The 14,693-nt window shown below is 56.4% G+C and carries 13 protein-coding genes; all 13 read right to left on the minus strand.

Annotated elements, in window-relative coordinates; all coding sequences use genetic code 11:
- Positions 1-6 precede the first annotated feature (6 nt).
- Complete coding sequence (locus ACR0NO_RS05950) at positions 7-765, minus strand: 3-ketoacyl-ACP reductase (protein WP_480723296.1); 759 nt, start codon at positions 763-765, stop codon at positions 7-9.
- On the minus strand, positions 762-2,252 hold the full coding sequence (locus tag ACR0NO_RS05955; protein WP_480723297.1) for a GMC oxidoreductase: 1,491 nt from the start codon (positions 2,250-2,252) through the stop codon (positions 762-764). Before ACR0NO_RS05955 ends, ACR0NO_RS05950 begins: the two co-directional genes overlap by 4 nt.
- The gene (locus ACR0NO_RS05960) at positions 2,249-3,361 is read right to left on the minus strand and encodes a sn-glycerol-3-phosphate ABC transporter ATP-binding protein UgpC (protein WP_170470396.1); all 1,113 of its coding nucleotides are present in this window, start codon (positions 3,359-3,361) and stop codon (positions 2,249-2,251) included. Before ACR0NO_RS05960 ends, ACR0NO_RS05955 begins: the two co-directional genes overlap by 4 nt.
- Before the next feature lie 6 nt (positions 3,362-3,367).
- Positions 3,368-4,249, minus strand: a complete 882-nt coding sequence (locus ACR0NO_RS05965) for a carbohydrate ABC transporter permease (protein ID WP_068340098.1) — start codon at positions 4,247-4,249, stop codon at positions 3,368-3,370.
- Positions 4,249-5,142, minus strand: a complete 894-nt coding sequence (locus ACR0NO_RS05970; RefSeq protein ID WP_170376146.1) for a carbohydrate ABC transporter permease — start codon at positions 5,140-5,142, stop codon at positions 4,249-4,251. The genes ACR0NO_RS05965 and ACR0NO_RS05970 overlap by 1 nt, the downstream gene beginning before the upstream one ends.
- Positions 5,143-5,243: 101 nt before the next feature.
- Positions 5,244-6,482, minus strand: coding sequence for an ABC transporter substrate-binding protein (locus ACR0NO_RS05975; protein WP_170551916.1), 1,239 nt, complete (start codon positions 6,480-6,482; stop codon positions 5,244-5,246).
- Positions 6,483-6,550: 68 nt separating this feature from the next.
- On the minus strand, positions 6,551-8,074 hold the full coding sequence (locus ACR0NO_RS05980; RefSeq protein WP_480723298.1) for an aldehyde dehydrogenase family protein: 1,524 nt from the start codon (positions 8,072-8,074) through the stop codon (positions 6,551-6,553).
- A 4-nt stretch (positions 8,075-8,078) separates the two neighbouring features.
- A complete protein-coding gene (locus tag ACR0NO_RS05985) occupies positions 8,079-8,846 on the minus strand; it encodes an enoyl-CoA hydratase/isomerase family protein (protein WP_480723299.1) in 768 nt (255 codons plus the stop codon).
- Positions 8,843-10,414 (minus strand): acyl CoA:acetate/3-ketoacid CoA transferase, encoded by a 1,572-nt coding sequence (locus ACR0NO_RS05990; protein WP_480723300.1) that lies wholly within the window; start codon positions 10,412-10,414, stop codon positions 8,843-8,845. The genes ACR0NO_RS05985 and ACR0NO_RS05990 overlap by 4 nt, the downstream gene beginning before the upstream one ends.
- The gene (locus tag ACR0NO_RS05995) at positions 10,414-11,415 is read right to left on the minus strand and encodes a Gfo/Idh/MocA family protein (protein WP_170689773.1); all 1,002 of its coding nucleotides are present in this window, start codon (positions 11,413-11,415) and stop codon (positions 10,414-10,416) included. Before ACR0NO_RS05995 ends, ACR0NO_RS05990 begins: the two co-directional genes overlap by 1 nt.
- 212 nt (positions 11,416-11,627) lie before the next feature.
- On the minus strand, positions 11,628-12,452 hold the full coding sequence (locus ACR0NO_RS06000) for a TauD/TfdA dioxygenase family protein (RefSeq protein WP_480723301.1): 825 nt from the start codon (positions 12,450-12,452) through the stop codon (positions 11,628-11,630).
- Positions 12,453-12,495: 43 nt separating this feature from the next.
- Entirely contained in the window at positions 12,496-12,903 is a 408-nt protein-coding gene (gene gloA2 / locus ACR0NO_RS06005; RefSeq protein ID WP_480723302.1) for an SMU1112c/YaeR family gloxylase I-like metalloprotein, read from the minus strand.
- A gap of 612 nt (positions 12,904-13,515) precedes the next feature.
- Positions 13,516-14,502, minus strand: a complete 987-nt coding sequence (locus ACR0NO_RS06010; protein ID WP_480723380.1) for a serine hydrolase domain-containing protein — start codon at positions 14,500-14,502, stop codon at positions 13,516-13,518.
- Positions 14,503-14,693 lie beyond the last annotated feature (191 nt).

Consider the following 14,693-nt stretch of genomic DNA (forward strand, 5'->3'; position numbering starts at 1 on the left):
CCTGATTTACAGACGTGAAATCGACAAGCCGCCATCGACCGGGATGGCGGCGCCGTTTGCAAAGTGCATCTGCCCCTGAACCAGTGGGACGACGACGGACCCAATATCCTCGGGCGCACCCCAACGTGCCGCGGGAACAAGACCGCCTTCGATACGGTCGGTGTACTTGTCGCGCACGCCCGCCGTCATCTCAGTCGCGATGATGCCCGGTCGCAGCTCAAAGACGCCGATGCCTTCGGGGGCCAAGCGTACGGCGAACAACTGAGCCATCATCGCTGCGGCCGCCTTGGACACGCAGTACTCGGCGCGTTCGATCGATACCATTGTCGCGCTGACAGAGGTGACAAAGGTGATTGAACGGTAAGCATCTTGAGGCTGCTTCAACATGCGCCGAGCCACCTCTTGCGCCAGAAAAAACGCGCCTCGCAGGTTGATGTTCTGCACGAAATCCCAGTTCTCGGGCTTCAGATCCAGCATGTCACCACGCACCGGCGCCCCTACGCCTGCGTTGTTTATCAACGCGGTGATCGGGCCCAAATCGGCTTCGATCTGATCCAGCAACGCCGGCACGTGATCAATGTCGGACACGTCGTGCTGAACATAGATTGCGTTTGGACCAAGCTCTGCCAAAGCCGCCTGAACAACCGGTTTATCGGGTGCCGAGCGAGAGGCTATTGCGACCTTGTACCCGGCCGCGATCAAGGCGCGCGCCACCCCCAGACCAATGCCCTGTTGTCCTCCGGTCACCAATGCTGCTCCAGTCATGCGGCGAACTCCGTTTCAATAATGTGACGACCTGCCCGGAGCGCGAGTGCGGCTATAGTGAGGGCCGGATTCACCGCCGCAGATGTCGGAAGAACTGACGCGTCGACGATGAACAGGTTCTTGTGGTCGTGGCTACGACAGAACGTATCGACGACACTGCTTGACGGATCATTGCCCATCCGCGCTGTGCCGCATTGATGTGACGGAGTGCGCCGATCAAATGGTCGCGACAATACAACAGGAAACCCGGCCTGCTTCAGATGCGCCTTTAGCCGCGCAACCAAGGCCTCGTGCGCGGCCCAATTCGAGCGTTTCCAATCCAGCCTGATCTGGTCACCTTCGACCGTCACCCGGCTGTCTGGGTTCGGCAGATCTTCGGACATGGCATAGAAATCAAAACTGCGATTGGCGATCAGTGCTGCAAGTGGACCCGGAAGATGGGTTTGCGACGCAAGAATCGGTCCAGTGATCTTTCCCAACATCTGAATGTTGCCCAAAGGCAAGCCACCCTGTCCGTCGCTGTTGTAATAGTCGTTGAACATCAATGTCTTTTGATAGACCGCCCTGTTTCGACGCAGAGGATGAAGGGCCAGCACCGCCGAGCAATTGTGGTTCATGAAGTTACGCCCGACCTGATCGGACCGATTGGCAAGACCGGTTGGACAATTGTCGTTCGCGGACTGCAGCAACAGGACTGAGGACTGTACCGCACCTGCCGCGAGCACGATGACCTGCGCACTAAGGGCACCGTGGCCATCAACCTCGACGCTTGTGACGCGACCAACGGCATTAGCCTTCAGTTTTCGGACACGCGCGTTAGTTAAAAGTTCGACATTCTCGTGCTTCAATGCTTCGGTAAGCGCACAGGTTTCGGCATCCATTTTGCCGCTGCATGTGTTGGGAAACGCATCCCAAGTTGTTTGCCCAGCCTCTAGCCAGGTCTCAATGTCCACGCCCAACGGTACTGAGGATGGCGTCAGGCCTGCATGGCTTAGCCGGTTCCTCAGGTCTGCAATATCAACCTCATCTGGCACAGGTGGGTGCGGGTAACCCCTACTGTGCGGCGGTTCGGAGGGGTCTTCTTTGGTGGTGCCACGCGCGTCGTAAAGCTGTTCCGCGGCGGTGTAGTCTGTCTCCAACTCTTCGTAGGGCATGGGCCAGCCGTGCGAGTAGCCACCCATATGTTGACGCGGCTCAAAATCTTCTTTCCGATAGCGTATCAAAGCTGCGCCGTAGAACTTGGAATTTCCACCAACGCAGTAGTAGTTTCCGGGATTGAAAGGCTTGCCAGCTCCATCCAGCCATGTTTCATCAGGGCGGAAGTGCCCATTGGCAAAGATCGCCCTTGGGTCTCGATCCTGAGGTGAGGGATGCAACCGCTCTCCTCGTTCAAGGATCAGAATGCGACGACCGGACGGGGCCAACGCCGCAGCCAGCGTTGCCCCCCCGATACCCGACCCAATGATTATGACGTCAGCCCGATTCATGGGAGGATCCGCATCTCGCTTTCAGGATCGAAAGCCACGGCTTTTTCCATGTTCACAGCAAAGTTGAAATCCTGCCCCGGCGCGACCTCGGCGTCCGAACGCATACGCGCGATTACATCTCGCCCGCCCAATTGCATCGAGACGAAGGTGTCCGATCCAGCGGGCTCCGTCACCACAATACGGTTGGTCATCTGCGCGATGTTCGACGACTTTCGATCCGCACCATCCATATCAGTGATTGTCTCAGGGCGGATACCCAACAAGATCTCGCGCCCATCCCATGCGGCCAAGTTGTCCTGACTGAACGGAAGTTGTGCCATGGATCCGTCGTGAACGGCGACCTCTGCATGGGGGCGGCCATTCAATACCGTAACCTTGGCCGGTACCACGTTCATCGCAGGCGAGCCCATGAACGTTGCGACGAAGATATTCGCAGGCGTGTCATAGATTTCCTGCGGCGTGCCCAGCTGCTGGACATAACCGCCGTTCATCACGGCGATGCGGCTTGAAAGCGTCATCGCCTCGATCTGGTCATGCGTCACGTAGACGATGGTGGTGCCGAGGTTTTGATGCAGTTTCTTGATCTCGGTTCGCATGTCGACGCGAAGCTTGGCATCAAGGTTCGAGAGCGGTTCATCGAACAGGAAAACGTCCGGATTCCGCACCAGCGCGCGACCCATTGCAACCCGCTGACGTTGACCGCCCGACAACTGACCGGGCTTGCGATCCAGCAACTGCTCGATCTGCAAGAGCTTGGCAACTTCTTGCATCGCTTTGTCGCGTTCAGGCTTGGGCACCCCGTGCATCTCAAGCCCGAAAGTGATGTTCTGCCCGACAGTCATATTGGGATACAAAGCATAGCTTTGGAAAACCATGGCAATGTTGCGGTTGGACGGGTGCACCCCATTCATCACCTGGTCCTTGATGCGGATTTCACCGCTGGTGATCTCTTCCAGCCCCGCGATCATGTTCAGCAGAGTGGATTTGCCACAGCCCGAAGGGCCGACCAGCACCAGGAACTCTCCCTCCTGCACCGAGATATCGACCTTGTGCAGAACCTCGACTGCCCCGTAGGATTTGGTCGCGTTGTCTATGTCTAGAAAACCCATGAGGTCTTATCCTTTCACCGAACCCGCCATCAGGCCGCGGACGAAGTATCGACCGGCCACGATGTAGACGAGCAGAGTTGGCATGGCCGCCAGAATGGCGCCTGCAAAATGAACGTTGTATTCCTTCACACCGGTTGACGACTGCACCAGATTGTTCAGTGCCACCGTCATCGGCTGGCTGTTGGCATCTGCAAAGGACGCGCCGAACAGGAAGTCATTCCAGATGTTGGTGAACTGCCAGATGATCGAAACCACGGCGATTGGCCCGGAACTGGGCAGAAGTATGCGCCAGAATATCTGGAAGAACCCGGCACCATCAATCTGAGCCGCCCGGATCAACTCGGTCGGGAACACAGCGTAGTAGTTGCGGAAGTACAGGGTGGTGAAGCCAATCCCGTAGACAACGTGGACAAGCGCAAGACCCCAAGTGGTGCCTGCCAGCCCGATTATACCCAACATCCGCGCCATTGGGATCAGAACAATCTGGAACGGGATGAAGCAGGCGAACAGCATCAGACCGAATAGGATTGTGTCGTACTTAAAGCGCCACTTCGTCAGCACATAGCCGTTCAACGCCCCAAGAATGGTCGAGACAATCACCGCCGGAACCACCATCTTAATCGAGTTCCAGAAGTAAGGCTTCAGACCCGTCGGATCGACGCCGATCTGCGCCGAAGACCACGCCTTGAGCCACGGCTCAATCGTGAACACCTGCGGCAGGTTCATCATGCCGCCGCCGGTGATCTCTTCCAGTGGCTTCACCGAATTCACCAGCATTACGTAGAGCGGCAGCAGGTAGAAAAGACCGAACAGCAGCAGCACCAGGTAGATCAGCGTGCGCGTGACGCGGCCGGTTCGGATTGCGGTATCCTGAGTTGCTTGGGACATCAGCGTTTCTCCCGCAATTCGGCGTAGAGATAGGGGATCATGATCGCCGCGATGGTCATCAGCATGATCGTGGCCGAGGCCGCACCGATCCCCATCTGGTTCCGTGTGAAGGTGTAGGAATACATGAAGGTCGCAGGCAGTTCGGTTGCGCGACCGGGTCCACCCCCGGTCAGGGCGATGACAAGGTCAAAGGTCTTGATCGCAAGATGGCTGAGGATCACAAAGGCCGACAGGAAGGCTGGGCGCAGTTGCGGGATAATGATCCGGCGATAGAGGTTCCAATTCGAGGCCCCATCCATTTGCGCGGCCCGCAGAATTTCATTGTCGATCCCACGCAGACCGGCAAGAAACATTGCCATTACGAAGCCGCTTGTCTGCCAGACGGCCGCTAGAACCACCGTGTAGATGGCGTAATCACGGTTTTTTATCCAGTCGAACTCGAAGCTGGTCCAACCCCATGTGTGCATCACGTTTTCCAACCCGATGCCAGGGTCCAGGAACCACTTCCAGGCTGTACCGGTGACGATGAAGCTCAGAGCCATCGGATACAGGTAAATCGGGCGCAGCAGCCCTTCTCCGCGGATTTTCTGATCAAGGAAGATCGCCAGACCCAGGCCTATACAGGTGCAGATCACGATATAGAGGCTCGCGAAAATCCCCATATTGATCAACGAGGTTTCCCAATGGCTCAGCCGCCACAGTTTGTCGTAGTTTTCCCATCCGACCCATCCAAAGGACGGCAGGATGCGACTGTCGGTAAATGACAGGTAGACCGAAAACAGAATGAACCCGTAGACAAAGACCAACATCATCGCCAGCGACGGTGACAGGACCAGCTTGGGTATCCAGTTCTGAAGGCGTGTCTTAAAATCCGCGTCGGCTGAAGCAGCCATGGCGCGCCCTCCTCGTTCGAGTCGTGTTAGATCGGAGCTTTTGCGCCCACTTGGTGACAGGGCGGCCAGACTGCCGCCCCATCGGGAGGATCACTTATGGATCACTTGGCGATCGAAACGGCGTCAACCAGTTCGGTCACAGCATCTTCGCTGCCGTATTCGCCGTTAAAGTGAGCGGTCACAACGTCATAGACGGCGTTCTTGACTGACGCAGGCGCGGCATGTCCGTGTGCCATTGAGCCGAACAGGTTGCCTGACGAAGCCGCAGCAGCCAAATCTTTCATGCCTTGCTGACCACACGCATCCAGATCACTGCCGTCCACGTCAGTACGAGCCGGGACAGAGCCCTTCACCTTGTTGAAGGCAATCTGGAAGGATGGCGACAGGATCGCGCTGGCCAGCGCGGCCTGCTCGGCCGATACCGTACCGCCCTGATCAAACATCATGAACTGGTCAGCGTTGAAGGTGACCTGATCCTGAGTACCCGGGAAGCGGAAGCACAGGAAGTCCTCACCCGGCACTTTGCCGGCGTTCAGGAATTCGCCTTTGGCCCAGTCACCCATCATCTGGAAACCGGCCTCACCGTTGATGACCATTGCTGTCGCCAGGTTCCAGTCACGACCCGAGAAGTTCTCATCCACGTTGTCACGGATAAAGGCCATACGGTCGAACGCTTCTTTCATCGCGTCGCCACCCAGCGTTTCCTCGTCCAGGTCGATGAAGGCCGCCTTGTAGCCGTCAGGCCCCAGCGTCGACATCGCGATAGCATCGAACACGGTCGCGTCCTGCCATGCCTGACCACCATGCGCGATCGGAGTGACGCCAGCAGCTTTCAACGCCTCAACTGCTGCGACGAATTCGTCCCAGTTGGTGGGCTGTGCAATACCATTGGCGTCCAGCACCGCTTTGTTGGCCCAGACCCAGTTGGTCGAGTGTACGTTAACAGGGGCCGAGACCCATTTGCCGTCATGCTTGGCGAAGGCTTTCAGCGCATCTGGGACAACGTCATCCCAACCTTCCTGGGCTGCCACTTCGTTCAGATCGGCCAGCGCGCCCTGATCGGCCCAGTCCAGAATGTCAAAGCCCAGCGCCTGAACGGCTGTCGGAGCGTTGCCTGCGGTGACGCGTGCGCGCAGAACGGTCATCGCCTGCTCACCACCGCCACCTGCTACAGGCATATCGGTCCAGCCGATGCCCTGTCCGGACAGATCGTCCTTGAGAACGTTCAATGCTGCGGCCTCACCGCCAGACGTCCACCAATGCAGAACTTCCACGTCTTCAGCGTGCGCAAGGCTGGTCGTGCACAGTAGACCTGCTACAAACAGCGATTTTGTCTTCATAAATTTACGCATTCTTGTTTCCTCCCTTAATGCGTTATTCTCACTCGGGACCAATCTGGCGCCCGGTCTTAGTCTTGCGGAACCCATGGCGCCCGGCTGTTGCCGATGCGCATGACCACTGATTTCACTTCGAAGAATTCCTCGAACCCGTATCGTCCGATTTCCCGCCCCTGCCCGGATTGTTTGACCCCACCGAAAGCGACCTCGGGGAACCCATCCATCCAGGTGTTGGTCCAGACCGTTCCCGCTTCTGCTCGGCGGGCAAACTCTAGGCAGGTGTGAACGTTTTCGCTCCAGACCCCTGCCGACAGACCGTAAACGCTATCATTGGTGAGCGCGATGGCTTCGTCCAGTGTTTTGAAAGTCAAAACAGACAGAACGGGCCCGAATACTTCATCGCGGGCAATGGGCATATCAGGCGAGACGTCAGAAATCACCGTCGGGTGATAGAACTGAGCGCCGAGGCCTTCGACCTCCAGCGGCTCACCACCCAGATCAATAGTCGCACCCGAAGCCTGCGCCCGTTTGACATATGCGTCGATTTTTGAGTTGTGCTCGGACGTTACGATAGCCCCAACCTGCGTCGTCGGGTCCAGAGGATCGCCAAATTTGACTTTGCGCGAAAGGGCGACGACACGTTCACGGAAGTCGTCAGCTATTTCCTCATGCACGATGATACGACTGCTTGAATTGCAGCATTGGCCAACGTTGAAATAGACGCCGAACACAACGGCATCAGCGGCTGCATTCAGATCGGCGTCGGGAAAGATGACCTGCGGGTTCTTGCCCCCAAGCTCAAGCGCGACCTTCTTAAGTGTATCCGATGCTAATGCGCTGATCGTCTTGCCCACAGCGGTTGAGCCCGTAAAGCTGATCATGTCCACGCTGTCATGGCTCGACATCACGCTGCCAACGGGAACTCCGTAACCCAGAACGATATTGCATACACCGGCGGGCAATCCGGCTTCGATCAACAATTCGCCCAGCATCAAGGTTGTCGACGGTGTCATCTCAGACGGTTTCACAACAACGGTGCAACCAGCCGCCAATGCGAAGGGCAGCTTCTGACTGAGAATCCAGAAGGGAAAGTTCCAAGGCGTAATGATGGACACGACGCCGATGGGTTCCTTCAGCACGACACCCATCATGTCTGCGCCAAGAGTATTGTGGCTGTCGCCGTGCGTGCTGCGTGCCAACGAGGCTGCGTAGCGCCAGAGGTCTGCTGCACCGCCGACCTCGCCCTTGGATTGGCTGATCGGCTTACCGCTTTCCAGCGTTTCGATCAGTGCAATCCGGTCGACATTCTGTTCAATCAGGTCGGCAACCTTAAGCAAAACGGTGGCCCGCTCTTTGCCCGATGCCCGACTCCACACACCGCTGTCGAACGACTTGCGTGCCGCCAAGATCGCCGCCTCAGCTTCAGCTTCGCCACCCAAGGCTGACCGGCTGACAATATGCCCGTGCGACGGCGAGCGCCGTTCGAACGTCTCACCCGATGCGCTATTCTGCCACCTGCCATCGATGAGATGCCGACCTTCGAACAACGGCGGAAGCTCGAACGGGATAGCAGGGTTGATGGTGATATCTTTCATATCGTCAAAGGCCCGAGAATGTGGGGTTACGTTTTTCCATGAACGCAGCAACGCCTTCTTCGCGGTCCGCTGAGGCGGCAATTGCTGCACTACCAAGGGCTTCGACCACGGCATGAGTGTCTTCACCGACCGCTGCATGGATCATGTTTTTTGAGATTTCGGTGGCGCGGGGCGAAAGATCGCCAAGTTCGGCGGTGATCTCAAGCGCGCGCGCCAGTACGTCGTCAGCTACCTCGGTCGCATAGCCTAAAGCCAGCGCACGGTCGGCACCAATACGGCGCCCGAAGAGTGCCATTTCCTTCACCGCAGTTTCGGGGATCAGCCGGGTCAACCGCTGTGTCCCGGACCAGCCGGGCACGATCCCGACCCGAGCTTCGGGCAAAGCCAGCGTGGACCGCGGAGTCATCAGGCGCAGATCGCAGCAACTGGCCAGCTCTAGCCCACCGCCGAACGCGTGGCCGTTGATCGCAGCAATTGTTGGTTTGCCGATCCCCGCCAGACGGTCAAAGATACGATGTCCGTCACGGACCCAATGGCGAGCGAATTCGGCGGGGCTCAGACCGCCCCAAGCGCCGATATCAGCACCGCAACAGAACGCTTTTTCACCCGCGCCGGTCAGAACAAGCGCACGAATGGACGCGTCACGCTCGACCTCTGTAAGGCTAGCTTCCAGCGCGTGCAGCATATCAACAGTTAGCGCATTGAGCTTGGCCTCGTTGTCCAAAGACAGGACAGCGGTTGCACCCTCGATATGAATGCGAAGCTTGCTCACAGTGTCATCCCCATCGGGCCAACTGCGAATAGCGACTTGGGCATCTGAGCCGCATTTTCCGCGACTTTGACGCGACCGCCCGAGGCTTCGACAATATCACGCTGCGCCTCAATGCCGGGCATGATTTCTGTCGCGACCAGCCCCAGATCCGTCAGGCGAATAACGCAACGCTCTGTCACATAGAGCACGTCCTGGCCGGTTTCTCGGGCACGGCGGCCCGAGAATGTGACATGTTCGACCTGATCCACCATCTTGGTGAACTTTCCGGGGGCATTCACTTGAATACCGTCATCCGTCAGGTCGATCTTGGCACCGGCTTCGAACCAGCCAGAGAACACGATCTTTTTGGCACGCGCGGTGATATCGACAAAGCCACCGCATCCTGCAGTCAGGTAGGGCTTCTTGCCAAGTTTGGAAACGTTCACATTGCCTTCTACATCGACCTCGAGGAACGAGAGGAACGACATGTCGAACCCGCCGCCCTGGAAATAGATGAATTGCTGTGGTGACGGTACGAAAGCATGTGCGTTGGATGCGCACCCAAAGGCAAACCCGGTCAATGGGACGCCACCAACGGCCCCTTGCTCGATCGCCCATGTCACCGCCTGAGGATGACCCTCCTCCAACAAAACACGCGGGACCATTGCGCTGATGCCGAAGCCCAAGTTGGCGCTCATGCCGCTGCGCAGTTCTTGGGCGGCGCGGCGCGCGATGACCTTCTCGACACCATGCTCGGCCAGTGAGAAGCTGTCCCAAGGGCGCATAATCTGGCCAGAGATCGCAGGGTCATAGGGCGTCTCTGTCGTTTGCATCTGCTCTGGGTCTTCAACGATCAGGTCGACCAAGTGACCTGGCACGCGCACGTCATGGGGGCGCAAGCTACCCGCGGCAGTCACACGTTGAACCTGTGCGATCACGAGTCCACCGTGGTTGCGTGTGCAAATCGCTTGCTCCAATCCGCCCAGATAGGCACCTTCATGTTCATAGGTCAGGTTGCCAAACTCATCCGCCGTGGTTGCGCGCAAAACGCACACGTTCGGATTGATGTTTGGGAAGTGCAACCAAGTCTGACCGTCGAATTCCTTTCGGTTAACAATTGGAGCCGCCGCACCACGCGCGTTCATCGCGCATCCTTCTCGAACAGGATCCACGAAAGTCTCAAGCCCGACCTGCGTCAGTACACCGGGTCGATGCGCTGCGGCTTCGCGGTGCATATCGAACAGAATTCCCGATGGTACGTTGTATGCGGCCACTCGATCTTCGACGATCATTTTCCAGATTTCCGGCATCTCAAGGCTGGAAGGACCCGACGGGTATGAACCGGCGAGAACGCGGCTTAGCAGTCCATCCTGCGCCAGATAATCCATTCCCCTCACGCCATACATATCCCCGGCAGCGATAGGGTGCAGCGTTGTAATGTTGCGCGGATGCCCTTCAGTGCGAAACCGCTCTCCAAGTTCCTTCAGCACGAGGTCTGGGCACCCCAACGCAGAGGACGACGATACGGTGACAACCGCATTGTCTGGGATACGAGAAACGGCCTCGGAAACGGAAACAAGCTTGGTCATCAAAAACCGCCATAATCTATGTTGATACGATCACCCGACGCTGCGGCCTCACGAACGCTCAGCGCGATTGACAGCGATTTCACTCCATCAGGTCCGTCGGCAGCAGGACGGCCTTGTCCCGCCGCTGCGGCGACAAATTCCGAAACGCCTTGAACATATAGAGAGTGGCCCGAAAACGGGATCTCTTCACTTCCGGCTTCAGTCACCAGCTGTATTGCCCCAACCGGGCGCTGCGTCATGATGCCATCCGCAAATATCGAACCCTCGGTTCCATGCACCTGCAGGCCAGACCCGGCAAAGGGGTGCGTAAAGCTCTCATGCGTCATGACCATCGCGCCTGAGGGCATAGTCCAAACGGACATGCAGGAGTCTTCGACACCTTGCCCCATCCCAGAACTGGCCATTTGCGCAACGACAGACACCGGGTCTTCATTGAGCAGGAAGCGGGTGACATCCGCGTCATGAACAACGATGTCAGGGATCACGCCACCACCAGCATCGGCCGAGTTGATACGCCACCCCTGCAAGTTTTCGGGCAAATGAACTGCGTGATGGATGCGCAACGAAAGAACCTCGCCGACGCGCCCATCTGCGATCAGGTCACGAATGGCACGATGACTGCCAGAGCATCGCAGGTGGTGATTTGTAGCAAAAGCCACGCCAGCCGCGTCTGCCGCGCGCACCATTTCGATAGCTTCCGCTTGCGTCATCCCGAGCGGCTTTTCGCAAAGGACATGCTTGCCAGCCGAAATGGAAGCCATCGCCTGACCGTAGTGCTTCTCATTCGTGGAAGAAATGTAGACGGCTTTCACGTCATCGTCAGACAGCGCCGCGTTCAGGTCTGTGGTTGCATTGGGAATACCGTGCTCTTTAGCCCAGGTTTGCACCCGGTCAGAGGAATTACTGACGACCCAGGTCACGTCGTTGCCTGTCTGCTGACGCACCGCGTCCAACATATATTGCGAAGCTATCGTACTCGCTCCGACAAATGCCCAGTTCATCTGATTTCCCCACAATTGGAACGTTCCAAAATGTGTAATGGAACGTTCCAAATTTGACAAGAAAAAACTCTGCCTTTTCTTTAAAGGCCAGAAAATATGGCTAAAAACGCGACGCTTGCAGCCTCATCCAAAACAATCACAGGGAATCGAAGGGAATCACGGCGTGTCGGTACTCCGACTGAGTCGCTGAAATACGCCGCGCGCTACTTACATCAATGCGTCAGAGCGACCCCTTCCACTGTCACCCTGTGCATAAGACGTCGAAACCCATGGTAGTCGTTGATCGCTTTGTGCCACGTCGCTCTGTTGTCCCAAATGGCGATATCCCCTTCCTGCCAACGCAGGCGACATTGGAATTCAGGCTGCTTGCAATGATCATAAATCATACCCAGCACTGCGGCAGACTCATTCACGCTCAAGCCTTTGATTTCGGTCGTGAACACAGGGTTGACGAACAACCCGCGCCTACCGCTGAGAGGATGCGTGATGACAACTGGGTGCAAAGCGTCTTGCGTGGCAGCTTCGGCGTTCCCCAAACGGCCGCTTTCTGCGGCTTCTGTGTCCATGATGCTGGCTCCAAAGACATGGCGAGAGGAATGAACCGCCTTCAAACCATCTAAGAAACCACGCATCGTGGGCGACAAAGCTTCGTAGGCGGCAGCCATCGACACAAACAACGTGTCGCCACCATGGGGCGGAACCTCCAGGGCGTGCAGGATCGAGCCCATAGCAGGCTCCTGATCATAGGAGTGGTCAGTATGCCACCCCTCTCCCACAGCTTCTTTCTGATCCTTCTCTTTCAACACCGTGGCAATCTCAGGATAGCCGTCCACCGGTTTGAAAAATCGGTTCACGTTGATTGGGCCGAACCTTCTCGCAAAGGTCAAATGCTCTTGCGGACTAACGCTTTGGCCCCTCAGTGCGATAACGGAGTACTTTGCGAAGGCTGACTTAATTGCGTCGAATTGATCTTCACGCCGGATGTACGCCCCGACGATTTCCGCACCCAATCCACCGGTGAGAGGTTTTACTTCCATGCGCCTTCCTCCCTGCTTCGCTCAGCCTAAAAGACGAGAAATATCACTTCAAAGCAATCGGCTTGGCTTCATACAACTCCAAGGGAAGATCGTCTGGGTCGTTGAAGAAAGTGAACCGATGGCCGGTATACTCATCGACACGGATGTCTTCGACGAGGACACCTTTCTGTTCCAGGCCGTCTTTCAGCGCCTCGATATCATCCACAACAAACGCAAGATGCCGCAGACCTCGCGCTTCGGGACGAGACGTGCGTTTGGGCGGGTTGGGAAAGGAAAACAGTTCAATCTGAGAGCCGTCCGGCAACGCCAAATCCAGCTTCCAAGACTGACGTTCAGCCCTGAAATTCTCGGCAACAATCCTCAATCCAAGGGTCTCCGAATAGAATGCCTTGGACCGTTCATAGTCCGAACAAATGACTGCAGCATGGTGGATTGCTTTCAGACTAGTCACAGGCCTGTATCCTTATTAAATCAATTAGCTAAGTCAAACTCTTGAAGTAATTCTTCGCTTCACTTTCGAAACTGATCGAGAAAACGAAGAAGTGTTTGGTCAAACTTGGCAACCAAACAATACAGGAAAACACAGCTGTAATCATCAAGCGTCTGTGAACTCACAGTCGACGTTTTTTGCAACTCGTGCAAGCGGCGACTCGTGGCTCGAGACGCGCCTTTAAAACCAAGCTTCGTGATTTCCGAGTTGAGTGCCAATGCCGCCATTCTCGGCTGCTTACAAACTCGCTTGAAAGAAATGAGTGTTGCTCTCAGACAAATTCGAACCAGCCTCAGTTGCACCAATTGGAACTGCCCTCAATGCCGCGCAAAAAATCGCGCCCCTCAAGCAATTTCAATCTGAACGGGCTCTTTGACCGACCTGCCTGGACCGGCAAAGCGAGACTTTGGGAACACAGTCAAGCTGGCCACCGCCTCTTTCACCTTTCAGAAGAGGAATTTGATCAGCTGTCCAGATGCTCCTCTGTCCCACCGAAGAAGAAGGCTGTTTGTTAGTCCCACGCCCTTTAGGTCAAATGTGACCAACCCCAAGCGGGTTAGAAAAAAGGTCTCTCTAGGTAGCATTCAAAATCGGACCATCCAACAATCTGACCAAATCTCCAAAATAGCCTTCAGAACGCGCGGGACGCGTAGGATCAGATGTTATTGCGACAGCGAGGTTTCGCTCAAGATGGGCCGCTATGATTTGGCCTCCGTACCCACGCGCCAATGCATAGCCCGAAGGGGACAGAAACCAGCCATAGCCGTAGTCCAACCCAGAGAAAGGCGAACGGCCGTGTGGCTTGGTCGATTCCAAAACCCAACGCTCAGGAATGATTTGCCTGTTGGCAAAAACCCCGCGGTCCCGAAGCAACACCGCGATCTTCAACATCGACCTCGGCGCAATCGCCATTTCATTGCCACCCAAGTAGTAACCCTGTGGATCCCTCGTCCAAGCGGGGATCTCGATACCAAGCGGTGCACCCAGCCTCTCTCGCGTCAGTCTCAATAGGCTTTGTCCGGTCGCCACGGTCAACGCTGCGCCGAGCACGTGGGTCGACCCCGTGGAATAGAGCATCTGCTCTCCGGGTTCAGCAACCATCGGTCGCGTCAGCGCGTCCGCGATCCAGTTGGCAGAGTTGATCCATTCTCCGTAGTTGTTGCCCGAGGTTCTTTCGAGCCCTGCCCGCAGTGTCACCAGATCCTCCATCGTAATACTCTCAGAACCGGGTGTCGCGTTAGCGGGCAAAAGTCGCGGCGCGACCTCCTGCAAGGTGGCATCTACAGATTGGATTTCCTGCCGGTCGATCGCCGTCCCAAGCAACAAAGCCACAATGCTTTTCGAACACGACTTTATATTGGCCGGCCTATCCAGGCCTGCACCCTGTTGGGCCTGTGCGAAAATGACATCTTCTCCGCGTTGAATTTGAAGTGAATGCAACTGCGGAAGACCGCTGATTGCATCATTCAGCGCCACCGTTTGTCCCCGCGCAATATACGGAGCACAAATTGCGGTTGCGGTTGCCAACAGGAACTTGCGACGTGTGATCATGGCATTCATTTGGAAGCAAATCTCGGAATGTCCAGACACCTGCGCAACATCCCAGGACTTATTGTCCAAGATTTAAGAAAGCCTCAGCAAACGAAAAATGGGATTTGAGGCAACAGGAGGCTTCACTTGTAAACTTGGCCAGCATCCTAGCGCGCAAGAACTGTGGTAGACTGACACCGAGGACATTCTAGCAGGAGATT

The organism is Ruegeria sp. CL3, from assembly GCF_056536505.1.

Excerpts from the sequence above, each read along its gene's own strand:
- ACR0NO_RS05950 (WP_480723296.1), bottom strand. The coding sequence starts at position 765 with ATGACTGGAGCAGCATTGGTGACCGGAGGACAACAGGGCATTGGTCTG.
- ACR0NO_RS05955 (WP_480723297.1), bottom strand. The coding sequence starts at position 2,252 with ATGAATCGGGCTGACGTCATAATCATTGGGTCGGGTATCGGGGGGGCA.
- ACR0NO_RS05960 (WP_170470396.1), bottom strand. The coding sequence starts at position 3,361 with ATGGGTTTTCTAGACATAGACAACGCGACCAAATCCTACGGGGCAGTC.
- ACR0NO_RS05965 (WP_068340098.1), bottom strand. The coding sequence starts at position 4,249 with ATGTCCCAAGCAACTCAGGATACCGCAATCCGAACCGGCCGCGTCACG.
- ACR0NO_RS05970 (WP_170376146.1), bottom strand. The coding sequence starts at position 5,142 with ATGGCTGCTTCAGCCGACGCGGATTTTAAGACACGCCTTCAGAACTGG.
- ACR0NO_RS05975 (WP_170551916.1), bottom strand. The coding sequence starts at position 6,482 with ATGAAGACAAAATCGCTGTTTGTAGCAGGTCTACTGTGCACGACCAGC.
- ACR0NO_RS05980 (WP_480723298.1), bottom strand. The coding sequence starts at position 8,074 with ATGAAAGATATCACCATCAACCCTGCTATCCCGTTCGAGCTTCCGCCG.
- ACR0NO_RS05990 (WP_480723300.1), bottom strand. The coding sequence starts at position 10,414 with ATGACCAAGCTTGTTTCCGTTTCCGAGGCCGTTTCTCGTATCCCAGAC.
- ACR0NO_RS05995 (WP_170689773.1), bottom strand. The coding sequence starts at position 11,415 with ATGAACTGGGCATTTGTCGGAGCGAGTACGATAGCTTCGCAATATATG.
- ACR0NO_RS06000 (WP_480723301.1), bottom strand. The coding sequence starts at position 12,452 with ATGGAAGTAAAACCTCTCACCGGTGGATTGGGTGCGGAAATCGTCGGG.
- ACR0NO_RS06010 (WP_480723380.1), bottom strand. The coding sequence starts at position 14,502 with ATGAATGCCATGATCACACGTCGCAAGTTCCTGTTGGCAACCGCAACC.